The following is a 19,591-nucleotide window of genomic DNA, read 5'->3' as shown; positions in this document are numbered from 1 at the left end:
TTCTTAGAGGTCTGATATGGTGTCTGATCAAGATGAAGCCATAGCGAATGCTTTAGAACTTTTGATGATCAACCAGAATGGCATAGGAGCCGCAATTGAGGAGCTTGCTAAATGGATTCATGAGCGGGGTTCAACTGATGTGGCGGCAAGTGCTGTGGGGGCGCTTGAGGTTCTTGATACTAACGCTGAAGGCATTATGGGTGTAATAAAATTGCTGCGTACGTGAACTGAGAGCTTTAGATGTCGTTGACGTGATTATAACATTTTACCGGTATCGTTATGGGTTAGCGCAGCGCCGTCTCCATAGTCTAGCATCTTTGGATAATCAGCCCTGCCAAAGAAAACATGAAGCCGCTCCAGGTCTTGAGTTTCGCACTTAAGTAGGTTTTTCTTATCAGAAACGCTAGTGGATGCAAACAACATATTGGCCTGTATTTTAGCTTCTGCTGCTTCTCTGTCTTGATCAGTTGGGTAGGGAACGGCTAACCAGCGTCCATATTGAAGCGCAGCTCGTGATGCGTGAAGACTACCGCCCTTTACATCGGATTGAATCATAACCACTCCTTGTGCAAGACCTGCTTGGGTTCGATCACGCTTTACAAAATTTGATGGTATAGCGGAGCTACCAAAGCCATACTCACTCACCAAGGCGCCACCGGCTTCAAGAATCTCCAACGTGAGCTGCTTGTGACTGCTAGGTGATACAGTATCTAATCCATGAGCTAAAACTGCGATGGTGTGCCCACCATTGGCCAATGCACTCCGATGCGCAACGGCGTCACATCCCAAAGCTAAGCCGCTTACAATACTCCATCCATTTTCGGCGAAAAACTTGGTTACTCTATCAGCGATCATAACTCCATGTTTTGTCGGTTGGCGCGTACCTATAATCGCGACGGATTTGCGTGGGACGGTATGGAGGTTGCCCTTAACATAGATTATATAAGGTGCATCTTTAGTTAATCTTAACAGTTCAGGATAGTCTTCATCCAAAACGCTAATGATGCGTGTATCCGAGCGTTGCGCTTCTGATATTTGAAAGCAAGCTTGGGCCTGGGCAGTATTCCAGGCACTAGGCAGTTCTAGAGACTTCTGTATCTTCGGCGATTTTTTTGCTATCCAATCAATATCCTCAAGTAGGAAATTCGGTAACGCCGCGACTTGGTGTAGGGTTGCTGGGCCCACTCCTTTCAGCATTGACAAGGCAAGCATCTTTTCCGTTTTGGTGGAGATTGCTATCATAGAACTGAAATCACCTTTGTCAGTATGTTTAGCTGTTATAGCAACTCTGATTTAGAGAAGCGCACGGCCTTCGGGTGGGGCCGCCAGTATGACTGCCTACTGTATACTGTTTTCGTGTAAAATAAAATCCTGACGTTTTGATTGTGATCCCGATATATGCCGCTATAACATAAATTATTATATGCATCGCATTCTGGGCTTTATCAGAAAGCCAGAGATTTTGAGTGCTGAGTCTAAAACTGATTCTCTGGATGTACTGTTTTGAACAAGGCATATGCTTTTACTTCGGTTTGTTCTGCAACCATTCCTGCTGTCCGCAAAAGAGATGCAATTGCACTCATATGAGCTCCTGACGTTACGACATCGTCGATAATAATTATGTAGTCAGCGGCTATCAATGAGGTCTGATTTATATGTATCCCCAGTGTTTCAAACTGTTCGTACATTTCGCGGCGACCTTCCGATAGATGTGACGGTTGTCTTGGCCAAAATCTCTCAAAAACATCATGAACGCTGATATTCATATTTGCCCGTTCTGAACTGATCCATCCAGCCCACCAAGTGCAAATAATTTCTATTGGATAACTTAAGTTACACTCTTGTGGAACGGATGCGGGGACTGGTATCAGTAGAATGCGACCATAGATTTCTTGGCTATCGCACCACCGAAGAAAATCTCTTTTGAAATGACCTGATTGTCGCATTAGCGTTTGAGTTTCAAACACGCCGTTTTGACCGTACATCTGCATAGGGGTATTTGATGTGTGGTGCCTTCGAGGATAGTTTTTAGCTTTTTTTACTACCCAATTTAAGTTTCTGGATGCAAATTTGTCATTGTCATTGTTGTTTCGATAGTTTGTATGGTGCGGAACATATTCTTGCCCAAAACCAATGTCATCTACGTCGAACTCATTCTCTTCTACTTCGTCTGCGTGAAACGTTAGGTAATTCTGGCTAAAATCATATGGCTGATAGTTTAAAGCTCCTTCACGGCAACGACTGACGGAACTACGAAGCTCTGCTAAGTTATTAACTACAGATGTTGGTCTGCTTTTGTTGGCTGCATTGAGGGTATGACGGGTTCCCCACGTTGCAAATATGGAAGGAACTTCGATGGAGTGAGCAAAATAGATATCTTTTGGGCTATCGCCTACGACTATATATTCAAGTTCATCTTCATCGATATTGAGCTCCTCGGATACAGACTCACTTATCACTTCAAAGTCAACGAGGGGCTTTCCCTGTGCGCCAAAAACCAAATTTGGGTTTACCGAATAGCCACATTGATTGAGTACTTCTAGGCAGTATGCTTTAGGTGAGTCTGAAACTACGATGCCACGAAGTTCCGGGTGGTTCCGCAAGTCGTTAAAGGCGGCTACGATGTCAGCCCCGTATGATCTAGCTCGAACTAGTCCTTGTCGTAGGTGTGAAACAACGAGGTCCCTGCCCACTTGGCTAGTTAAATATGGCTGGCAATCTTCAGTATTGGCTAACGTGAAATCAAGATCAAAAACTACAATTAACATTGATGCTCTCCCTGTTATGAAATCTGTCCTTTGCCCCTTTTTCTGCTTTCATCAAGGGGTGGCCATCACATTAGCATCACAAACCGTTTCTTTGAAAGTACTCTTGTCAAACCTTTTCCGGTTATTTCTGAAGTCAGGATTTTTTGTCGAATCGTCACCAACGGAAATCAGTACCATCAAACGACCGTTTGGTGATACGCGAAATTAGCCGTCATGAACGTATCAATAAAATAGCCTTGCATATCTATTGATACCAATTTACAGTGATGCCACGTTTAATGATACGTGAGCGCAACCCATGTCCCGCACATTTCTATACTGCCGTGTTTCAACATCCACTCAGTTCACTGCAAACCAAGTGCAAGAAGTGAAAGCAGCCGGATTCGACGTACAGGCAAGCCGGGTAATAGAGGAAGTCATATCGGGCAGCATCGCCGCCAGTGAACGCCAAGGGTTTCAAAAGCTATTAGATCGGATGGAATCAGGTGACGTACTGATTGTGACCAAGCTGGACCGTTTGGGCCGAAACGCAATGGATGTGCGTCAGACTGTTGAACATCTAGCTGGAATTGGAATTCGCGTACATTGCCTAGCTTTAGGCGGCGTAGACCTCACCAGTCCGGCAGGCAAGATGACAATGCAGGTTTTGAGCGCCGTAGCTGAGTTTGAACGTGACCTGCTGATAGAGCGCACGCAGCAGGGGTTGATGCGAGCCAAGGCTGAAGGAAAGCAGCTTGGTCGTCCTGTGGCTGTGAAAACGACGATTGACGTCCAGCGTTTGAAGGCCAAGGGCTACATTCAAACCCAGGTATCAGCAGAATTAGGCATCGGCATTGCCACTGTGAAACGTCACTGGAATGCCACAAACGTTTTTCCTGATACACGTTTGTCATCTTGATCTATATTGCGTCAAGCAATAGCGATATCCGTGGGTTGTTTTAGCTGAATTGTATGACGTTGTGCAGGTATGTTGTAAACGCACGCATAAATAGTGTGTTGTGGCCTTGCGTGAAGCGAATAAAGCTAAGTAATTACGCTTTATGCATTCCATCGATATTTTGAAAAGGGGTTGTGTATGTCGGATTCAGTTGAGACTTGTTATTCGTGCGGCAAGCCGGGAAAGTATTCTATTATGTTGGCGATAACAGGTGATAGGTTGTACTTGCCGAATGAAATAGTACGTAGGTCTGAACCACCTCATCCTGGTTATGGGCCACAGAATTTTTGCGTAACTTGTATGCGGGCGATTGAAGACTCTCTACGAGCAACCGTTCAATACCTCCAGTCAGAGAGTAAGCTCTGAAAAATGTATGCGCCGACGATTAGATAGCCACACTATGTTAATTATGGAGTGGCTGCTTTTGGTGCGAAAGTATAGGTGGTAAAGATACTTTGCGGATCTTTGGCTTTGACAGCAAAGATCCGCTCATTTATATCATAAGAAATACTAAACGGAAGTTCCTGATTTGGAAGTTTGGGCGGCAATTGTGGTTGCGAACTCGAAAATCTCTGCAGTAACTGCGCTCACGTGATGGTTTGTGTCAATGGCAATCCAACCTGTGGAATTACCAACAAATAATCCTTTGCTACAATCTAATATTTTTTTGTCACCCCAGCTAAAGCTTGAACCTAAGTAGTGCTTAGAGTCCACAATGACTTTGGACAATTTCTGGCTTTGGCCGTAACCATCAATTCCGCGGACTGAATGTCCACGTGCAATAAAGAATCCATTTTCAATCGTATAACGGATTTTAACATTCATATCGGGAGCAATAATGTCCGATGAGCGAGGATTCCTAATGCCGTAATCACCAAAGCTCAAGTTCGCATTGGGGTTTGCAGAAACGAATCCTTTCCAGGCGAGCATTTCTTTACGAACCATAGTGTCTGATGAATCACGTTCTTTCACCGCTTTTTCAATAGAATCAGGAATTGAGCTTGCGGTAATGATTATGGTTTCAAATCCAAGGCTAATCAATGTTGAGTATGAATCATCCATTATTTCCGTGATTTCAGATATTGGAAGTTTTGTGACATCTCCAATATCTACCACGACTTTGATATCGGAGGCTTCTACTCCGATTGTGATACATATATCTTCAACTATGCTTTCAAAATGCTCAACGTCCGCCATGTCTTCAAGTGCGATTTCGTCAAGACGAATGCAGAAGTTTTCGCCAGGTTTCAATGTCATGTTTTTGATGTCTTGACGATATTGCGCGTCATCCCAGCGTGCGTAGCCTACTACCGGATTGACTATCACACCCAGTGATGAGAGAAGGGATGACATGTGCCCTAGAACCTGACTGCCGCCTTCAGTCGTAAAGCTAACTGGCCATTGGGATGCATCAACGATTATTGATTTACCCTTGAATACTGCGGCTATTTTTTTTGCTTTGTTGTCCATCCAGTATTCATATGGCGTATCAGATTTTCTAGCGGCTACCTCATATTCTTTTGCGGAGATCTTGGGGATTTCCAAAATTGGTGTACACCGATTCAGCACTGTATTCGGCATGTTTTTAAAAGCATCAAATTCGCCTTGCTTTGCTCGTACAACCGGATAGTAGTGCTGGTTCATATCGGTACGCCTATGTGGTTTCAAAGTGTTTTCGAACTTCGCCATGGCCGACGAGATCGGTGAATTGATTGTAGTTTCCTGTTTCCTTGCGCAATCGCCCAGCAATTATTGAAGGGTGAATTTTAAGTTCTTTGGATAATGCAAAAATGCTTTCTTTGCTCGGTGATACATACGCCCCAGAACTTTTCCATTGTGATCTAGGTATGAAGGAATCACGAGCTATCCTGTTGGCTTCTGCTTCACGTCTGTCGTCAGATGAGTGTTCCAAGTCATCAAGAATTACTTCGTCTGGGGTTTTTATATGTTTCCATATATGAGCAAGCTCATGAACCAATGTAAACCAGAAATTGTCGAGCCGGTCATTTCGCAAGGTTAACGCAATAATGGGGGTTCCATCGGTATCCATTAATGCGGCGCCGTCCAACATTGTCCCTTTCAGTTGTGGTTCTATCACAACTGAAATTCCTATGCTTTTGATTAAGTCGATTGCAAGCTTTGGTCCGTCATCATTAACGCTAAGACTGACGATCTTTTTTATTAGGTTTTCGTTAACTGAATTGCTGTCGTATTCAGGCTTCTCAGAAGTTTCTTCTCTGGACTTTTGGATTACACGCGCTAGCCATGCATGTAGTGTGTACGTTGTGGTTTGTGTTAATGCGTCCCCGGACAAGGTTCGTCTAAATGCCGCATTTTCAGTTTGTAATCCAGCACTCGCAATGAAGCTTTTGACTATGTCTTCAGCAGCTTGTTTGGATTTCTCAGTTGCCGTTCTAATCCATCCTCGTGTAATCATTTCCTTGATCGGGAACTTTGACCAGTCAATTATTTTGTTGTCAATCTTAACTTCAATTTGGTCAAGACCAATCAGAACTTCAGCAGAAATGCCCAAACCTATAGAAAGGGCGCGAATCATAGGCACAGTCAATGGTCGCTTGCGGGCAAGTATTTCGGAAACACGGCTGCGTGTGCCAAAATACGGAACCAAGTCAGTTTGCCGTAATCCTTTCTCTGCCATTCTGAATAATATAGCGTCAATCGGGTCGGGCGGTTCTACCGGATATTTTTGAAGTTCATAGTTTTCAATGAGTACCGATAGTAACTCTAGTGTCTCACTTTCTTCCGTGCCAAGATCAGGGAGCTTGTTTATCAAATACTGAACTTTATCGAAGTATTCAAAGTATTGCTGTTCTGTTTTGATAATTTTTGCTGTAGTCGTAATCATGGTTTTCTACTTAACTCTGTGATAATTGCGATTCCTTGTGCAAAAGCAATTTTCAACCAAACTTCAATGCCTGTTTGTTCAATCGAGAATGAATAAAGTGCGCCATCCCCGACTGTGGCTGCGGGGAATTGCTCAGTGACATCGTCAGCGTGCTTCCAGCTCGCGTGGGTCACTTCACTCACCCAGCTCGAAACCCAGCGGTCAATCAGGACGCTTTCCCCTTTGAGCGAGGCCAACTTCTTTGTACCTAGCAGCTTCATAAATCTGGCCGTGTTCCCATTTTGGGAACAAGCTACCTTCGTCAGATTTGAATGTCAAGAAGGTGTTACCAAATTGGGAACAGATCGCCGATAGGGCTAGGGGGGGCAGGCGAGGGTGTTTTGATACCACCCTATATTCTGCCTAAAGGCCCATGGGTCCCAGTATGGGGTTAGCTGTGCCAGCTACGTACCGATGCGAGCAGATTCAAGCTTGCTTAACGGGGGAAGCTTCGATATTGCATCGAGTTTTTGTGCGATTGTCGCCCCTTGGCTGTACACGTCAAACGTAACCAACCCGGTTTCATGACCTACAAGTTCAGCAATCAAAGTGCCTTGTACGTTCGCCCTAACAAGCTGTGTAATAACGGTCTTTCGGATGGAGTGAAAAACACGATCCGACCCAAATCCCTGTGCTGTCTTCAACCTGCCAAAAGCCTTCACCATGGGGTCTGATCGGATCCCATACTTGCTACGGCTCTTGGTAACGATAAGGTATTCATCAGTCGAATCGTTGATCAGTCGTTTCACAAGATCGATGATGCCTGGGTGGACTGGGACGACCCGGATTCCAGCTTTGGTCTTGCTGTCAGTAATATCGAAGCTAAGAACGTTATCCATGGTGATCACGTTGTCTTTCTTCAGTTGGCACAGTTCTTCGATACGGGCCCCTGTGAAGGTTCCAAGTAGGATCAGGTCCGCTAGGGCCTGTAGTCCTTCTGAAACCGCTGCCGCGTGTAGCTTTGTAAGGTCATCCAAGGTGAAGTCTTTGCGTTGCGCGTCTACCTTGTCCCTGCCTCTCACTTTCGGCAGATCGTGCTCTTCAAATGGGTTGGCTCTGTCCTTGTAGTCGATCCGCCAACGAGCGTCATGCTTCATTGCCCATTTCCAGAAGACATTCCCCGCCAGCAGGTATTGCGTCAGGGTCTTACTCGCCAAATTGATTGAATCCAACCACGACGAAATCGCATCGAAGTCCAGCGGTTTACCTGTTTGCGTGAGGTATGCCGACAGCTTTTCTAATTTTGACTGTTGCTGATCAATCGTTTTGGCGGCGATATTTCGGTTTTCTCGAAAGGTTCGGAACGTTGCCAGCCTTGCTTTGGTAATGGGGGATTTGGGTGTGTATGACTTCGGGTTATTGATCAGCCCTGCCAATTCTTTGTGCTCGTCCGAGGACAGACGGTGCATCGAGGCGAACTCGTTTTGAATCGTTTTTTTGAATGCTCGATGCAATCCTTCTTGGATGCGTAACTCGCCTTCTACACCGTTGTCCCATTCATGGTCGATGACTCTTTCAAGAAGTGCGACAAACCCTGGATTCTCTGCCTTAAACGCTTCGACTTCTGATTCGCTGACGGCCAATGGGGCTGTAGGTTCACCGATGATGTCGAGTTTTCGGTTCCGCTTCAGGGAGTCCAGTTCAAGCAGTCCTGAAACTAGATTGTCCTGCCAGCCTTCGGGCAGTGGTTTGCCTTCGCGTGCAATTTTGATTTGAGCTTTCCAAGCGGCAAGAATGGGAAGTCTGCGATCCAGTGCTTCTTGATGCACGCCTGTCATGAGTGTTTGAGAAAGCACACGACGTCCGCCGAATGCTTTTTGTACGTCTACGGGGACGGCTAGCCTGACGTGGTAGGTGCCCCCTTGGAGTTCTAAGTTGTTTGCCATTTGATGTACCAGTGATCGTTTGTACGTATTTATTGTACGTAAAACGGCCGTGAAAGCCCCATAATTCAATGGTTGCTGGCGTTTTTACCGTTGTGTGGAGCCTCCCTATCTCTCCGCCATTACATAGAAAAAGCCCCGTAGCTGAATAAGCTACGGGGCTTTTTCGTTTCTGAGATTTGAGGGCAAGCTACTCATTCCGAGCAGCAAACAGGGCCGTAGTGGTTGTTTCCAGCAGGCACAACCAACCGTATTCCGTCTTCAAGCATGCCTTACTGGCTTGATCAGGCTTTCTGCTGGAATACCAAACATCTCATGCAGCTTCCAAATCATTGGCAAGGTCAGCGCTCGTTTTCCATTCAGCACTTCATAAACACGATTCTGGCGGCCAATGGCGGGAATAAGATCAGCCGCTGATTGGGTGTACGCCCCTCAAGTCTTTATCCACACGGCCGAAACACTCTCGTACGACATCGTATCCCCCAATAAGAGAGTCCCCCCTAATGTCCCTTCGCAGCCTGTCCATCGCCCGCCGTGCGGGTCTGGGTTTTGCCTTGATTGCTTTGCTCGTGGCCCTGCTGGGTTTTTTTGCGCTCTCGAACATGGCAAGCATCCGCGCGAGTGCGGTGCAGGTGGAAAGTGGGCTGGTGCCGAAGATGCGGCTGGTGGCGGACATTCGCGAAATCATGTTGCGCATTCGTACGATCTCTCTACGCATGGCGCTGGACCCGAATCCGGCGAGCATCCCGCAATACCGTAGCCAGATGGACACCCGCAGCCAGGACCTGGCCAAACGGCTGGCTGACCTCGATGCGGTGATCGACACCCCCGAAGTACGCACGCTTTATGACCAATTCCAGGTCTCGCTGCGCCAATACCAGCAGGGGCTGGCGCAGTCGTTCAGCCTTGCCGACAAGCAGCAGGGCGCCGAGCTCAACAAGTTGTTGCTGGTGGATATGAAAACCGTGGTCGATGGCTCCGGTGCCCAGCTCAATGCCCTGGCCGACTATTACAACGCCCAGATCAACCAACAGGGCCAGACGGCCGAGTCGCAGTACGGCCGCTCGCGCACCATGGTGTTCGGCTTTGTGATCGTTGCGGGGTTGAGCACCGTGCTGCTGGCCTGGTTGCTCACGCGCAGCATTGTCGGCCCGCTGAGCCATGCGGTGCGGGCCGCCGAAAACGTGGCCGAGGGCGACCTGACCCAGACGGTAGACGTGAGCGGCAATGACGAAGTGACTCGCCTGCTGGTGGCACTCAAGACCATGCAGGCCAACCTGCGCGGGACGTTGCAACTGATTCGTCAGTCGGCGGGGCAGATGGCGTCATCGGCCACTGACCTGAACGGCATCACTGACCAGAGCAGCCGCAGCCTGCAAAAGCAGACCGCTGAAATCGAGCAGGCCGCTACCGCTGTCAACGAGATGACCTCGGCGGCGGATGAGGTGGCGCGCAATGCGGTGTCCACCTCCGAGTCCACGCGTCTTTCCAATGAAACCGCGCGCGAAGGCCAGCACCGTGTGGGTGAAACGGTCAGCGCCATTCAAGCCCTGAGCACCAACATCGGCGAAACCTCGACCCTGGTGCAGAACCTCGCCGAGCAATCGCGGGACATCGGCAAGGTACTCGACGTGATTCGCTCCATCGCCGAGCAGACCAACCTGCTGGCGCTCAACGCCGCGATTGAGGCGGCGCGCGCCGGTGAGTCCGGGCGCGGCTTTGCGGTGGTGGCTGATGAAGTCCGCGCCCTGGCCCATCGCACTCAACAATCGACCCTGGAAATCGACCAGATGGTGACCGCGATGCGCACGGGATCCAACGAAGCGTTGACCTCGATGCAGTCGAGTACCCAGCGTGCCACCGACACCCTGGCCTTGGCTGAGGGCGCGGGCGGTGCGTTGAGCCAGATCACCGACTCCATCGACCAGATTCACCAGCGCAACCTGGTCATCGCGAGCGCCGCCGAGGAGCAGGCCCAGGTGGCCAAGGAAGTCGATCGCAATATCGTCAATATTCGCGACCTGTCCGCACAGTCCTCTTCCGGGGCCGGACAGATCAATGGCTCAAGCCGTGAACTGGCGCAATTGGCCGTCTCGCTGAACGAGGCGGTGGCGCGGTTTCAGCTGTAACTCACTCGTGCGCCAGGGTGGTCGGGGGCGGCGTTAATTCCAGTCCGCGACGGATCTTCGCCAGCAACTCATCGATATGAAACGGCTTGTAAATCAGGTCCATGCCTTCGCCGAGGAAGCTCTGGCGATTCGCCGCGTTTTCCGCGTAGCCCGTCATGAACAGAATCGGCAGTGCAGGGTGCATTTCACGTACGACATCGGCCAGTTCGCGCCCGGTCATGTAGGGCAGGCCGACATCGGTCAGCAGCAGGTCGATGCTCGGGTCGTTGCGCAAGCTGGCGATGGCTTCGTCGCCATCGGCGGCCAGGCTGCAGCGGTAGCCGGCGTCGATCAGCACCTCGGCCACGAAGCTGCGCACCGAAGGCATGTCTTCGACGATCAGCACATGTTCGCCGTGGCTGTGGCCGGGTTCTGCCAGGGGCTTGACCGTCGTGCTGGCGGGGCCGCTTGCGGCGGGGAGCATGATGGTCACCTCGGTGCCCTGTCGGGGCACGCTGCGGATCTGTGCATCGCCGCCGGACTGGCGGGCAAACCCGTAGATGGTCGACAGGCCCAGCCCGGTACCCTGGCCGACGGGCTTGGTGGTGAAAAACGGATCGAACACCTTGTCGATGACGCTGTGCTCGATGCCCACGCCGTTATCGCGCACCGACAGGGCGACGTAGGGGCCGTTTTCCAGTTTGAGGTTGCCGTTGGAGTAGGCCAGGTAGGTGGTCACCCAGATATTGCCGCCTTTGGGCAGCGCGTCGCGGGCGTTGATCACCAGGTTCAGCACGGCGCTTTCCAGCTGGATCGGATCAACCATGGCCACGGCCGAGTTGTTGGTCAGTTCGAGTTTCAGCGCGACATGTTCACCGATAGTGCGCACCAGCAGCTCTTCCAGCGAGCGCACATGGGCATTGATGTCGATCGGCCGCGTATCCAGCGGCTGCTGGCGGGCGAAGGCGAGCAGGCGGTTGATCAGACCGGCGGCACTCAGGGCTGAACTCAACGCCGCATCGGCGTAGCCCATGACTTTGTCGGTGCGCTGGGTGTCGATGCGTTTCTTGATCAGCTCCAGGCTGGTGATGATCCCGGTCAGCAGGTTGTTGAAGTCATGGGCGATGCCGCCGGTGAGTTTGCCCAGGGCATCCATTTTCTGCGCCTGCAACAGCTGCGCCTCGGTGTGGGCCAGCCGGTTGGTGGCGTTGGCCAGTTCGGCCTGCTGATGCCGTTCGCGGTGGCGGTGTTCGGTGACATCCTCGACAAACACCAGGCTCAATTCGGCGCTGCGATAGGGTGAAATCTGCCACTCGGTCTCGCGCAACTGACCGTCGACCTTCATTTGCAACGTGCCTTTCCAGCGCTCACCGGCGGCCAGGCGCAGGCACAGTTCCTGAAGCACCGCGAGTTGGTCGGCGGCGAAGCACTCCAGCAGGGCGTCGGGGTTGAGGTTGTCGTGAATCAACTGGGCGAAGGCGTGGTTGCATTCGTGAACCTTGAGCTGCGCGTCCATCACCGCAATCGGGGCGCTGATGTTGAAGAAAATCTCGCGAAAGCGCGCCTCGCTCTCGCGCAGTGCGTATTCAGTGTCACGCACGCGCAACAAGGTGCGCAGGGTCGCCAACAGTACATCGGGGTCGACCGGGTGGATCAGGTAGGCATCGGCCCCGGCATCCAGGCCGGTGATGATGTCGCCGGTCTCGATCGACGCTGCCGATACGTGCACCACCGGCAGCAAGGCAGTGACCGGATTGGCGCGCAGCACGCGCACGATGTCGAAGCCGCTCATGTCCGGCAGGTTGACGTCGAGGATCAGCCCGTCGATCTTCTTGCTGGCGATCAGGTCCAGGCCTTCCTGGCCGGTGCCGGCCTCAAGCACGAGGTAGTGATGGCTTTCCAGGCGCCGGCGCAGGGCGTAGCGGGTAGCGGCGTTGTCGTCGACGATCAGCAGTTGAATGTCACGGTTCATCGACAGGCCCGCCAGCAATAGAAAGAGGAATGATCACGAAAAACATCGAGCCAACGCCGGGAGTACTCTCTACGCCGACCCGGCCGCCAAGCAGCTCGGCAAAGCGCTTGCACAGCGACAGGCCGAGGCCGGTGCCGCGCAGGCGTTTTTGCAGCGGTGAGTCGATCTGGGAAAAGTCTTCGAACAGGTTGTTGTGCAGTTCGGCGGGAATGCCCAGGCCGGTGTCATGCACGGCAAAGCGGATTTCCTGCTCACCGACCCGTTGCGCCGATACCCGCACCTCGCCGTGTACCGTGAACTTCAGCGCGTTGGAGATGAAGTTGCGCAGGATCTGCGCCAGCTTCTTGTCGTCGGTGTAGAGCTTGGGCAGGCCGATGGGTTCTTCGAAGATCAGGTCGATGGAGGAGGCATCGACAATCGGCCGGAACATCCCGCGCAACGCCGAGAACAAATCGAACATGTCGAACCAGGCCGGCGAGATGGTGATGCGCCCGGCCTCGATCTTGGCCAGGTCCAGCAGGTCGTCGACCATTTCACGCAGCTCGCGCGCCGAGCTGCGGATAAACCCCACCTGGGTGTGTTGCTCGGGACTCAACGGGCCATCGAGCTCATCGGCCAGCAGGCTGGTGATGCTCAGGATCGAGCCCAGGGGCGTGCGGAATTCATGGCTCATGTACGACAGGAAGCGGCTTTTGAGGTCCGACGCCTGGCGCAGTTGGTCGGCCTGGGTATCCAGCTCGGCATACAGCGCCAATACGCCCTGATTGGTTTCGTCCAGCTCCGCGCGCAACGCATCGGCCTCCTGGCGCAGGCGTTGCACTTCATCGGCGAGGGCAGCGGTGGTCTCAGCCATCAATGGCCTCCAGGGCAATCACGAAGACGGTAACGTCATCCCGGCCGCGACAGAAGTCACGGTGCAGGATGGCGGCGATCAAGGCCGGATGGCGTTGGGAAAGCCCAGGGTAGTTGGCCAGGTTCCAGCGTGATTGCAGCCCATCGCTGTAGAGGACCAGCAGTTGGCCGGTCACCTGAGCGTAGTCGAAGGGCTGCGCCTTGCGGAACTGCACGCCGACGATGCCGGGGTGCGAGGCCAGCCCGCGCGACTTGTCGGGGCCGATCAGGCTGGCGCCGATATTGCCCACGCCCGTGAAGCGCAGGCTGTCGGCTGCGGCATCGTACTGGGCGACGGCCACGGCGGCGCCACGGGTACCGCCCATGCCGATATGCAGGTCGTTGAACAATACGGTCGGGTCCAGGAACGCGTCCTCGGCAAACACCGCTTCACCGGCGTGCGCTGCCCGTTCGGCCTCGCTGCCATGGCCCAGGCCGTCGGCGACCATCACGCTGAAGCGGCTGGGCTCGATCGCCAGGTGCCAGGCATCGCCGCACGCCGGGTCGTGGTGCAGGGAGTGCTGGCTGACGCCGTAGCGAATGTCCTTTGCGCCTGATGCGCGCGGATACAGGCGGGCGAGCATCGCCGTGCCGCGTTGATCGGCGTACACATCGAACACCTGGGCCACGCGCGAGATGGCGCCCATGCCAATGCCCTGGGTGCCGCCGGTGGAAAAACCGTCCACCAGGCAGCTGTCCAGGTCAAACCCCTGGCCACGGTCCACGGCGATCATCTCCACGCCCTGATTGCCCGTAGCGCGCAAGTGCAACTCGCCGTGGGTGGCATGCTTGAGGATATTGCTGGCCAGCTCAGTGGCCACCAGCGCCACGCGGCCGGCGTCGGTTTCGTCAAAGCCCAATTGCTCGGCGAGCTGTTGCGCGGTGCGTCGGGCATGGCCGACCTGGCTGACATCTTCGATCAGCAGCACCTCGGTCAAGGCGCTGGGAATGTTCACGTCCATCGGGTGATCGTCACGCGGGTGCCCTTACCGGGAGCGGTGTCCAGTTCAAACTCGTGCACCAGGCGTTTGGCGCCGGTCAGGCCCAGGCCCAGGCCGCTGCCGGAGGTCCAGCCGTCGGTCATCGCCAGTTTGAGGTCGGGGATGCCCGGGCCTTCATCGCGAAAGGTCAGGCGCAGGCCGGGGCGGTGGTCTTTCTCGACCACGGCCCAGTCCATATGGCCGCCGCCGCCGTAGACCACGGTGTTACGCGCCAGCTCGCTGACGGCGGTGACCAGCTTGGTCAGATCGATCAGGCGCATGCCGCATTCCTGGGCGAGCTTGCGCACCAATTGTCGGGCCAGCACCACATCCTGTTCGATGAGCACCGGTTGGGTGCCGCTGCTGGCCTGGGTCATGAGTGGTCTACCCGGTCGCGCAGCAGTTTCATGCCGCGCTCGACGTTCAACGCGGTCGCCACACCCGGCAGGGTCATGCCCAGCTCCACCAGGGTGATCGCCACGGCCGGCTGCATGCCCACCAGTACGGTCTGGGCATCCATGATGCGCGACAGGCCGGAAATGGTGCCGATCATGCGGCCGATGAACGAGTCGACCATGTCCAGCGCCGAGATATCGATCAACACGCCTCGCGCCGAGGTCCGGCTGATGCGTTCAGACAGGTCGTCCTGCAAGGTCAGCGCGAGTTGGTCGTGCATGTCGACCTGAATCGTCACCAGCAGGAATTCGCCCATCTGCAAAATCGGGATGCGTTCCATGCTTAAACAGCCTTGCTGATGGTGACGCCCAGGCGTTTAAGGGCCAGCGCCAAGGCGTCCGCCAGGTTGGCCTTGGTGACCACGCCTTGCAGGTCGAGACCCAGGTGCACGATGGTCTGGGCGATTTGCGGACGCACGCCGCTGATGATGCAGTCGGCGCCCATCAGGCGGATGGCGGTGACGGTTTTCAACAGGTGCTGCGCGACCAGGGTGTCCACGGTCGGCACGCCGGTGATGTCGATGATGGCGATCTCCGAGCCGGTGTCGACGATGCGCTGCAACAGCGATTCCATGACCACCTGGGTGCGTTGCGAATCCAGGGTGCCGATCATCGGCAGGGCCAGCACGCCGTCCCACAGCTTGACCACGGGGGTGGACAGTTCCAGTAACTCTTCCTGCTGGCGCTTGATCACCGACTCACGGGATTTCTGGAAAGTACGGATGGTGTGCATGCCCAGCGCGTCGAGTAGTTCGGAGATTTCCCACAGCTGTTCGGCCATCTGTGTCGGTTGCTCGGCGTATTCACGCTGCAGCAGGGCGAACAGCGGGCCCTTGAGGGCGAAGATAAAGCTGGCGGTTTGTTGCGAGTCCTGGCCGATCAGGGCGCGGCTGTGGGAGAGCTTTTCCAGGAAGACCCGGGTTTCTGCCCAGTTTTCATGGTTGACCTGTTGCGAACCGCCTTGCTGCAGTGCCGCGATCAGCAGGTTGAGGAAGTCGTTGGCCTGCTGCCGGGTGTCTTCGGCCTTGACGTTGCGCGTGGCCCCCGAAGCCTCAAGGCTGGCAACCCATTCGGTAAGCAGGGTGGGGCGATGGGTGTGCAGTGCCTGGATGGTATGAGCTTGCAGAGTTGCCACGGGGATCTCCTTGAATGCCTTGGGAATGGCATGCAATTTATACTAAATTGAAGTGTTTTGAATTGTTTCGATGGTTTTCGTTCAATCGCCGCAAGCCGCATCACGCGGGCGCTTCAGGCCTGTGTAGGGTTTGGCGGCAGGGTTTAATTAGCGTGCACTCGGCAGCCAGACGATAATGCCGCCCATCCCGACTCAACTGGCCAGCCCTTGTGATCATCAACTTCGACCTCAACGACCTCCAAGCCTTTCGCGCCGTGGTAGACAAGGGCAGTTTTCGCGGCGCCGCCGAGGCCATCCGGATCTCGCAACCGGCCCTCAGCCGGCGCATCGAAAAACTTGAGTCCGCCCTCGACGTAAAGCTGTTCGAACGCACCACCCGCCGCGTCAGCCTGACCATGGTCGGCCGCGCCTTCCTGCCGCAGGTCGAACGCATACTCGACGACCTCGACGTCGCCCTGATGGGCATCAGCAATGTCGCGTCCACGCGCATGGGTAACGTGACCATCGCCTGCGTGCCGTCTACCGCGTACTACTTCATGCCCCACGTGATCTCCGAATTCCACAAGCTCTATCCGAAGATTCGCCTACGGGTGCTGGATGCCAGTGCCGGTGAAGTGTGTAACGCGGTGGAAAGTGGTGAGGCAGATTTCGGCGTGAGCTTCAGTGGCAGCCTGGCCGATGAGATGGAGTTCGAGTTGCTGCTGCAAGAGCGCTATGTGCTGGCTTGTCGCCGTGACCATCCACTGGCCCAGCGTGACGCCGTGACCTGGGCCGAAGCCTATGAGTACGAATACATCACTGTGGACAAGACTTCGGGCAACCGCTTCCTGCTGGATCAGGCCTTGCGCGGGGTGCGGGTGAAAAAGCCGAGTATCTGCGAGACGCACCATGTGACCACCATGATCGGGCTGGTGGAGGCAGGGTTGGGGGTGGCGATGGTGCCGTCGATTGCGATGCCCGCCTCGGAGCACCCGATTTTGGTCAGTGTGCCGTTGGTGGAGCCGCAGGTGATGCGCAATGTGGGCTTGATCAAGCGCCGCGGGCGGACATTGCCGCCGGCGGCGCTGGAGTTGGAGCGGTTGGTGCGGGAGATGCCGTTTCGGTCAGCGTGACACTGAGTCCAGGCCGGTGGATTGCACCACCGGTTGTGCCTGGGGCGAGGCCAGGAACTGCAACAGTGCCTTGGCCTGCTCAGGGTGTTCGGCGTTGACCGGAATGCCCGCCGCAAAGCGCGTCACCGATTGCACATCCTCCGGGATCTTGCCGACGTAGGTCACACCCGGCACCGGCAACAACTCCGCCACCTGCTGCAAACCCACTTCGTAATCGCCCTTGGCAACCTGTTCGGCCACCGGCAGGCGTTCGATCATGGTGCCTTTGGCGGGCATGCCGAGCTTCTTGAACAGCTCTTTCTCGACATACACACCGCTGGCGCTGTCCGAATACGCCACGGACTTGGCTTGGCTCAGCACTGCCTTGAGTTCGGCATCGGTACCGATCGCGGGTTTGGCCGCACCTTGTTTCACCACCATACCGATACGTGAGTCGGCCAGTTCTACGCGGGACGCCGGGTCGACCTTGCCTTGTTTGATCAAGTCATCCAGGGCGTAGCCGACCATGATCACCACGTCGGCGTGCTCACCTCGGGCCAGGCGGTTGGGGATCGCTTCCGGCGCTTTGCCCATGGACGGGCCGAGGATCGTGTCGAGGGTGTCGCCGCTGTGCTGGGCGTATTGCGGGCCCAGCAGTTTATAAGCGGCAGTGAAGCCACCCGAGGTCATCACCTTGAGCTGTTCGGCCTGGGCCGTCAGCGCCAGTCCGCCGAGGGCCAGGGCCGTCAGGGTCTTGAGCAGAGACTTCATCACGCCGCCCCCTGCATGACCTGCCCGCGTGCGTTGGCGCGACGATACAGCGCCAGGGTCGAACACAGCGCGCACAGCGCTGCGAACATCATCCAATAGGCCGGCGACGCCTTGTCTTCGGTGATGTGGATGAACCAGGTGGAGATCGCCGGGGTGAAACCACCGAAGATCGCGGTTGCCAGGCTATAGGCCAGGGAGAAACCCGCTACGCGCACTTCCACTGGCATGATCTCGGTGAGGGCCGGGATCATTGCACCGTTGTACATGCCGTACAGGAACGAGAACCACAGCAGGGTTTCCAGCATATGGGCGAAGCTGGGTGCATTCACCACGTAGGACAGCGCCGGATAAGCCGTGAGCACCGTCAGCGCGGTCATGGCGATCAGTACCGGCTTGCGGCCGAAGCGGTCGCTCAGGGTGCCGCCGATCGGCAGCCAGACAAAGTTCGACACCGCCACCAGCAAGGTCACCAGCAGGGCGTCGGAGGTGCTCAGTTGCAGCACGGTCTTGCCGAACGTCGGCGCGTACACGGTGATCAGGTAGAACGCGGTGGTGGTCATCGCGACCATCAGCATGCCGCCGATGACCATGGTCCAGTTCTTCGCCAATGTGGCCAGCACTTCGCGCATGGTCGGGCGATGCTTGCGGTTGGCGAACTCTTCGGTTTCCTGCAGGTTGCGACGCAGCACAAAGATGAACGGGATGATCACGCAACCGACGGCGAACGGAATACGCCAGCCCCAGTCGGCCACCACGGACGGCTCCATCCACACGTTCAAGCCATAGCCCAGCGCGGCGGCGACTACGATGGAGATCTGTTGGCTGCCCGATTGCCAACTGGTGTAGAAACCCTTGCGCCCTGGCGTGGCCATTTCAGACAGGTACACCGACACACCGCCCAGTTCCGCGCCGGCCGAGAAGCCTTGCAACAGGCGGCCCAGCAGCACCAGCAGCGGCGCCCACAGGCCAATGGTGTGATAACCCGGCACCAGCACGATCAACAGCGTGCCGCTGGCCATGATCGACAGCGTCACGATCAGCCCTTTGCGGCGACCGACGTCATCGATGTAAGCACCCAGGATGATCGCGCCCAGTGGCCGCATCAGGAACCCCGCACCGAACACGGCGAAGGTCATCATTAATGACGCAAACTCATTAGCGGCGGGGAAGAACGCGGCAGCAATATAGGTGGCGTAGAAGCCGAACAGAAAGAAGTCGAACTGTTCGAGGAAGTTGCCCGAAGTAACGCGCAATACAGCGCCTACTTTCGAGCTGGCAGAGTCGGGCCGGGAAGGGCTAGTCATGGTTTTGTGTCTCCAGCGTTCTTTTAACGTGCTTGTTTCGCTTAAGACCTGGAATAGTGGCTGACACATTTAGAAATGAAAAGTGACAAATTTAGATTGATTGATGTGCGTTAGCTATCAATCGGAGCGCCGCTTAACAGTCCTGTGCTGTTCTATGCTGCAAAGGTGTGACCAATTCTTACGGATGGGAGGTGACCATGGGCAACGAACAGCAGCGCCAGGATGAGCCGGAGCGTGAACAACCCCCTCGGCAGCGTGAAGAGGAAAAACCCCAGACCTGGAAACATCCGGATGATGGTACGGAGCTTTCCGAGCGGGATCAGGAGCGCCCTTTGCAGCCCTGATTCATCCCAAGGGTAAGTTTGGCCAAGGCGCGACCCCAATGGGAGTT

Annotated in this window: 19 protein-coding genes and 2 pseudogenes; 6 read left to right on the top strand and 15 right to left on the bottom strand. The window is 54.8% G+C overall.

Annotation, left to right across the window (positions count from 1 at the left end; translation table 11 throughout):
* Positions 1–16: 16 nt before the first annotated feature.
* The gene (locus tag AD670_RS21025; protein ID WP_053136780.1) at positions 17–226 is read left to right on the top strand and encodes a hypothetical protein; all 210 of its coding nucleotides are present in this window, start codon (positions 17–19) and stop codon (positions 224–226) included.
* A 29-nt stretch (positions 227–255) separates the two neighbouring features.
* Here the strand turns inward: AD670_RS21025 and AD670_RS21020 are convergent, their stop codons facing one another.
* Together AD670_RS21020 and AD670_RS31510 are read right to left on the bottom strand one after the other, a co-directional pair.
* The gene (locus tag AD670_RS21020; RefSeq protein ID WP_050513959.1) at positions 256–1,242 is read right to left on the bottom strand and encodes a DNA-processing protein DprA; all 987 of its coding nucleotides are present in this window, start codon (positions 1,240–1,242) and stop codon (positions 256–258) included.
* Positions 1,243–1,475: 233 nt separating this feature from the next.
* Positions 1,476–2,768, bottom strand: a complete 1,293-nt coding sequence (locus AD670_RS31510) for an HAD family hydrolase (protein WP_156338288.1) — start codon at positions 2,766–2,768, stop codon at positions 1,476–1,478.
* 298 nt (positions 2,769–3,066) lie between these two features.
* On the opposite strand from AD670_RS31510, the gene AD670_RS21010 reads away from it, so the two are divergent.
* Positions 3,067–3,666, top strand: coding sequence for a recombinase family protein (locus tag AD670_RS21010; protein WP_053136773.1), 600 nt, complete (start codon positions 3,067–3,069; stop codon positions 3,664–3,666).
* A gap of 549 nt (positions 3,667–4,215) precedes the next feature.
* Here the strand turns inward: AD670_RS21010 and AD670_RS21005 are convergent.
* The 5 genes and pseudogenes from AD670_RS21005 to AD670_RS32020 form a co-directional block, all read right to left on the bottom strand.
* Entirely contained in the window at positions 4,216–5,349 is a 1,134-nt protein-coding gene (locus AD670_RS21005) for a beta family protein (protein WP_172681512.1), read from the bottom strand.
* 10 nt (positions 5,350–5,359) lie between these two features.
* Positions 5,360–6,571, bottom strand: coding sequence for an ImmA/IrrE family metallo-endopeptidase (locus tag AD670_RS21000; RefSeq protein WP_053136767.1), 1,212 nt, complete (start codon positions 6,569–6,571; stop codon positions 5,360–5,362).
* Entirely contained in the window at positions 6,568–6,831 is a 264-nt protein-coding gene (locus tag AD670_RS20995; protein ID WP_053136764.1) for a type II toxin-antitoxin system HigB family toxin, read from the bottom strand. The genes AD670_RS21000 and AD670_RS20995 overlap by 4 nt, the downstream gene beginning before the upstream one ends.
* 183 nt (positions 6,832–7,014) lie before the next feature.
* On the bottom strand, positions 7,015–8,496 hold the full coding sequence (locus AD670_RS20990) for a tyrosine-type recombinase/integrase (protein ID WP_053136760.1): 1,482 nt from the start codon (positions 8,494–8,496) through the stop codon (positions 7,015–7,017).
* Positions 8,497–8,754: 258 nt separating this feature from the next.
* A pseudogene (locus AD670_RS32020) lies at positions 8,755–8,910 on the bottom strand (type II toxin-antitoxin system HigA family antitoxin); the annotation flags it as partial.
* Between the two features lie 86 nt (positions 8,911–8,996).
* Between AD670_RS32020 and AD670_RS32335 the strand changes: the two are divergent.
* Both AD670_RS32335 and AD670_RS32330 read left to right on the top strand, forming a co-directional pair.
* A pseudogene (locus AD670_RS32335) lies at positions 8,997–9,764 on the top strand (MCP four helix bundle domain-containing protein); the annotation flags it as partial.
* On the top strand, positions 9,759–10,622 hold the full coding sequence (locus AD670_RS32330; RefSeq protein ID WP_371263194.1) for a methyl-accepting chemotaxis protein: 864 nt from the start codon (positions 9,759–9,761) through the stop codon (positions 10,620–10,622). The pseudogene AD670_RS32335 and the gene AD670_RS32330, both read left to right, overlap by 6 nt.
* A gap of 1 nt (position 10,623) precedes the next feature.
* Here AD670_RS32330 and AD670_RS20980 read toward each other — a convergent pair whose 3' ends face one another.
* Genes AD670_RS20980 through AD670_RS20955 form a run of 6 tightly spaced genes read right to left on the bottom strand, consistent with a single transcriptional unit; the run spans position 10,624 to position 16,034 of the window.
* Positions 10,624–12,573 carry a response regulator gene (locus AD670_RS20980; protein WP_053136754.1) on the bottom strand — a complete coding sequence of 650 codons (1,950 nt, stop codon included), beginning with the start codon at positions 12,571–12,573 and terminating at the stop codon, positions 10,624–10,626.
* Positions 12,563–13,426 carry a sensor histidine kinase KdpD gene (locus tag AD670_RS20975; protein WP_053136751.1) on the bottom strand — a complete coding sequence of 288 codons (864 nt, stop codon included), beginning with the start codon at positions 13,424–13,426 and terminating at the stop codon, positions 12,563–12,565. The genes AD670_RS20980 and AD670_RS20975 overlap by 11 nt, the downstream gene beginning before the upstream one ends.
* Entirely contained in the window at positions 13,419–14,426 is a 1,008-nt protein-coding gene (locus tag AD670_RS20970) for an ATP-binding protein (RefSeq protein ID WP_082341022.1), read from the bottom strand. Before AD670_RS20970 ends, AD670_RS20975 begins: the two co-directional genes overlap by 8 nt.
* Entirely contained in the window at positions 14,417–14,821 is a 405-nt protein-coding gene (locus AD670_RS20965; protein ID WP_053136748.1) for an ATP-binding protein, read from the bottom strand. Before AD670_RS20965 ends, AD670_RS20970 begins: the two co-directional genes overlap by 10 nt.
* On the bottom strand, positions 14,818–15,180 hold the full coding sequence (locus tag AD670_RS20960; protein ID WP_027604299.1) for an STAS domain-containing protein: 363 nt from the start codon (positions 15,178–15,180) through the stop codon (positions 14,818–14,820). The genes AD670_RS20965 and AD670_RS20960 overlap by 4 nt, the downstream gene beginning before the upstream one ends.
* A gap of 2 nt (positions 15,181–15,182) precedes the next feature.
* Complete coding sequence (locus AD670_RS20955; RefSeq protein ID WP_053136745.1) at positions 15,183–16,034, bottom strand: STAS domain-containing protein; 852 nt, start codon at positions 16,032–16,034, stop codon at positions 15,183–15,185.
* Between the two features lie 209 nt (positions 16,035–16,243).
* Between AD670_RS20955 and AD670_RS20950 the strand changes: the two genes are divergently transcribed.
* Positions 16,244–17,146: a LysR family transcriptional regulator gene (locus AD670_RS20950; protein ID WP_053136742.1), complete on the top strand. Its 903-nt coding sequence runs from the start codon at positions 16,244–16,246 to the stop codon at positions 17,144–17,146.
* Here AD670_RS20950 and AD670_RS20945 read toward each other — a convergent pair.
* Together AD670_RS20945 and AD670_RS20940 are read right to left on the bottom strand one after the other, a co-directional pair.
* Positions 17,138–17,896 carry a substrate-binding domain-containing protein gene (locus tag AD670_RS20945; protein ID WP_053136739.1) on the bottom strand — a complete coding sequence of 253 codons (759 nt, stop codon included), beginning with the start codon at positions 17,894–17,896 and terminating at the stop codon, positions 17,138–17,140. The genes AD670_RS20950 and AD670_RS20945 overlap by 9 nt on opposite strands.
* Positions 17,896–19,200 (bottom strand): MFS transporter, encoded by a 1,305-nt coding sequence (locus AD670_RS20940; protein WP_053136735.1) that lies wholly within the window; start codon positions 19,198–19,200, stop codon positions 17,896–17,898. The genes AD670_RS20945 and AD670_RS20940 overlap by 1 nt, the downstream gene beginning before the upstream one ends.
* A 197-nt stretch (positions 19,201–19,397) precedes the next feature.
* Between AD670_RS20940 and AD670_RS31720 the strand changes: the two genes are divergently transcribed.
* Positions 19,398–19,544: a hypothetical protein gene (locus AD670_RS31720; protein ID WP_172681511.1), complete on the top strand. Its 147-nt coding sequence runs from the start codon at positions 19,398–19,400 to the stop codon at positions 19,542–19,544.
* Positions 19,545–19,591: the final 47 nt, after the last annotated feature.

Source organism: Pseudomonas sp. MIACH (genome assembly GCF_001269925.1).
Lineage (GTDB): Bacteria > Pseudomonadota > Gammaproteobacteria > Pseudomonadales > Pseudomonadaceae > Aquipseudomonas.
The sequence above is the reverse complement of the archived record's forward strand: the minus strand, read 5'-3'. Positions and strand labels throughout refer to the sequence as shown.

What these genes read in the sequence shown, in the direction of transcription:
- AD670_RS21025 (WP_053136780.1), top strand. Translation starts at nt 17, where the DNA reads ATGGTGTCTGATCAAGATGAAGCCATAGCGAATGCTTTAGAACTTTTG.
- AD670_RS21020 (WP_050513959.1), bottom strand. Translation starts at nt 1,242, where the DNA reads ATGATAGCAATCTCCACCAAAACGGAAAAGATGCTTGCCTTGTCAATG.
- AD670_RS31510 (WP_156338288.1), bottom strand. Translation starts at nt 2,768, where the DNA reads ATGTTAATTGTAGTTTTTGATCTTGATTTCACGTTAGCCAATACTGAA.
- AD670_RS21010 (WP_053136773.1), top strand. Translation starts at nt 3,067, where the DNA reads ATGTCCCGCACATTTCTATACTGCCGTGTTTCAACATCCACTCAGTTC.
- AD670_RS21005 (WP_172681512.1), bottom strand. Translation starts at nt 5,349, where the DNA reads ATGAACCAGCACTACTATCCGGTTGTACGAGCAAAGCAAGGCGAATTT.
- AD670_RS21000 (WP_053136767.1), bottom strand. Translation starts at nt 6,571, where the DNA reads ATGATTACGACTACAGCAAAAATTATCAAAACAGAACAGCAATACTTT.
- AD670_RS20995 (WP_053136764.1), bottom strand. Translation starts at nt 6,831, where the DNA reads ATGAAGCTGCTAGGTACAAAGAAGTTGGCCTCGCTCAAAGGGGAAAGC.
- AD670_RS20990 (WP_053136760.1), bottom strand. Translation starts at nt 8,496, where the DNA reads ATGGCAAACAACTTAGAACTCCAAGGGGGCACCTACCACGTCAGGCTA.
- AD670_RS32330 (WP_371263194.1), top strand. Translation starts at nt 9,759, where the DNA reads ATGCAGGCCAACCTGCGCGGGACGTTGCAACTGATTCGTCAGTCGGCG.
- AD670_RS20980 (WP_053136754.1), bottom strand. Translation starts at nt 12,573, where the DNA reads ATGAACCGTGACATTCAACTGCTGATCGTCGACGACAACGCCGCTACC.
- AD670_RS20975 (WP_053136751.1), bottom strand. Translation starts at nt 13,426, where the DNA reads ATGGCTGAGACCACCGCTGCCCTCGCCGATGAAGTGCAACGCCTGCGC.
- AD670_RS20970 (WP_082341022.1), bottom strand. Translation starts at nt 14,426, where the DNA reads ATGGACGTGAACATTCCCAGCGCCTTGACCGAGGTGCTGCTGATCGAA.
- AD670_RS20965 (WP_053136748.1), bottom strand. Translation starts at nt 14,821, where the DNA reads ATGACCCAGGCCAGCAGCGGCACCCAACCGGTGCTCATCGAACAGGAT.
- AD670_RS20960 (WP_027604299.1), bottom strand. Translation starts at nt 15,180, where the DNA reads ATGGAACGCATCCCGATTTTGCAGATGGGCGAATTCCTGCTGGTGACG.
- AD670_RS20945 (WP_053136739.1), bottom strand. Translation starts at nt 17,896, where the DNA reads ATGAAGTCTCTGCTCAAGACCCTGACGGCCCTGGCCCTCGGCGGACTG.
- AD670_RS20940 (WP_053136735.1), bottom strand. Translation starts at nt 19,200, where the DNA reads ATGACTAGCCCTTCCCGGCCCGACTCTGCCAGCTCGAAAGTAGGCGCT.
- AD670_RS31720 (WP_172681511.1), top strand. Translation starts at nt 19,398, where the DNA reads ATGGGCAACGAACAGCAGCGCCAGGATGAGCCGGAGCGTGAACAACCC.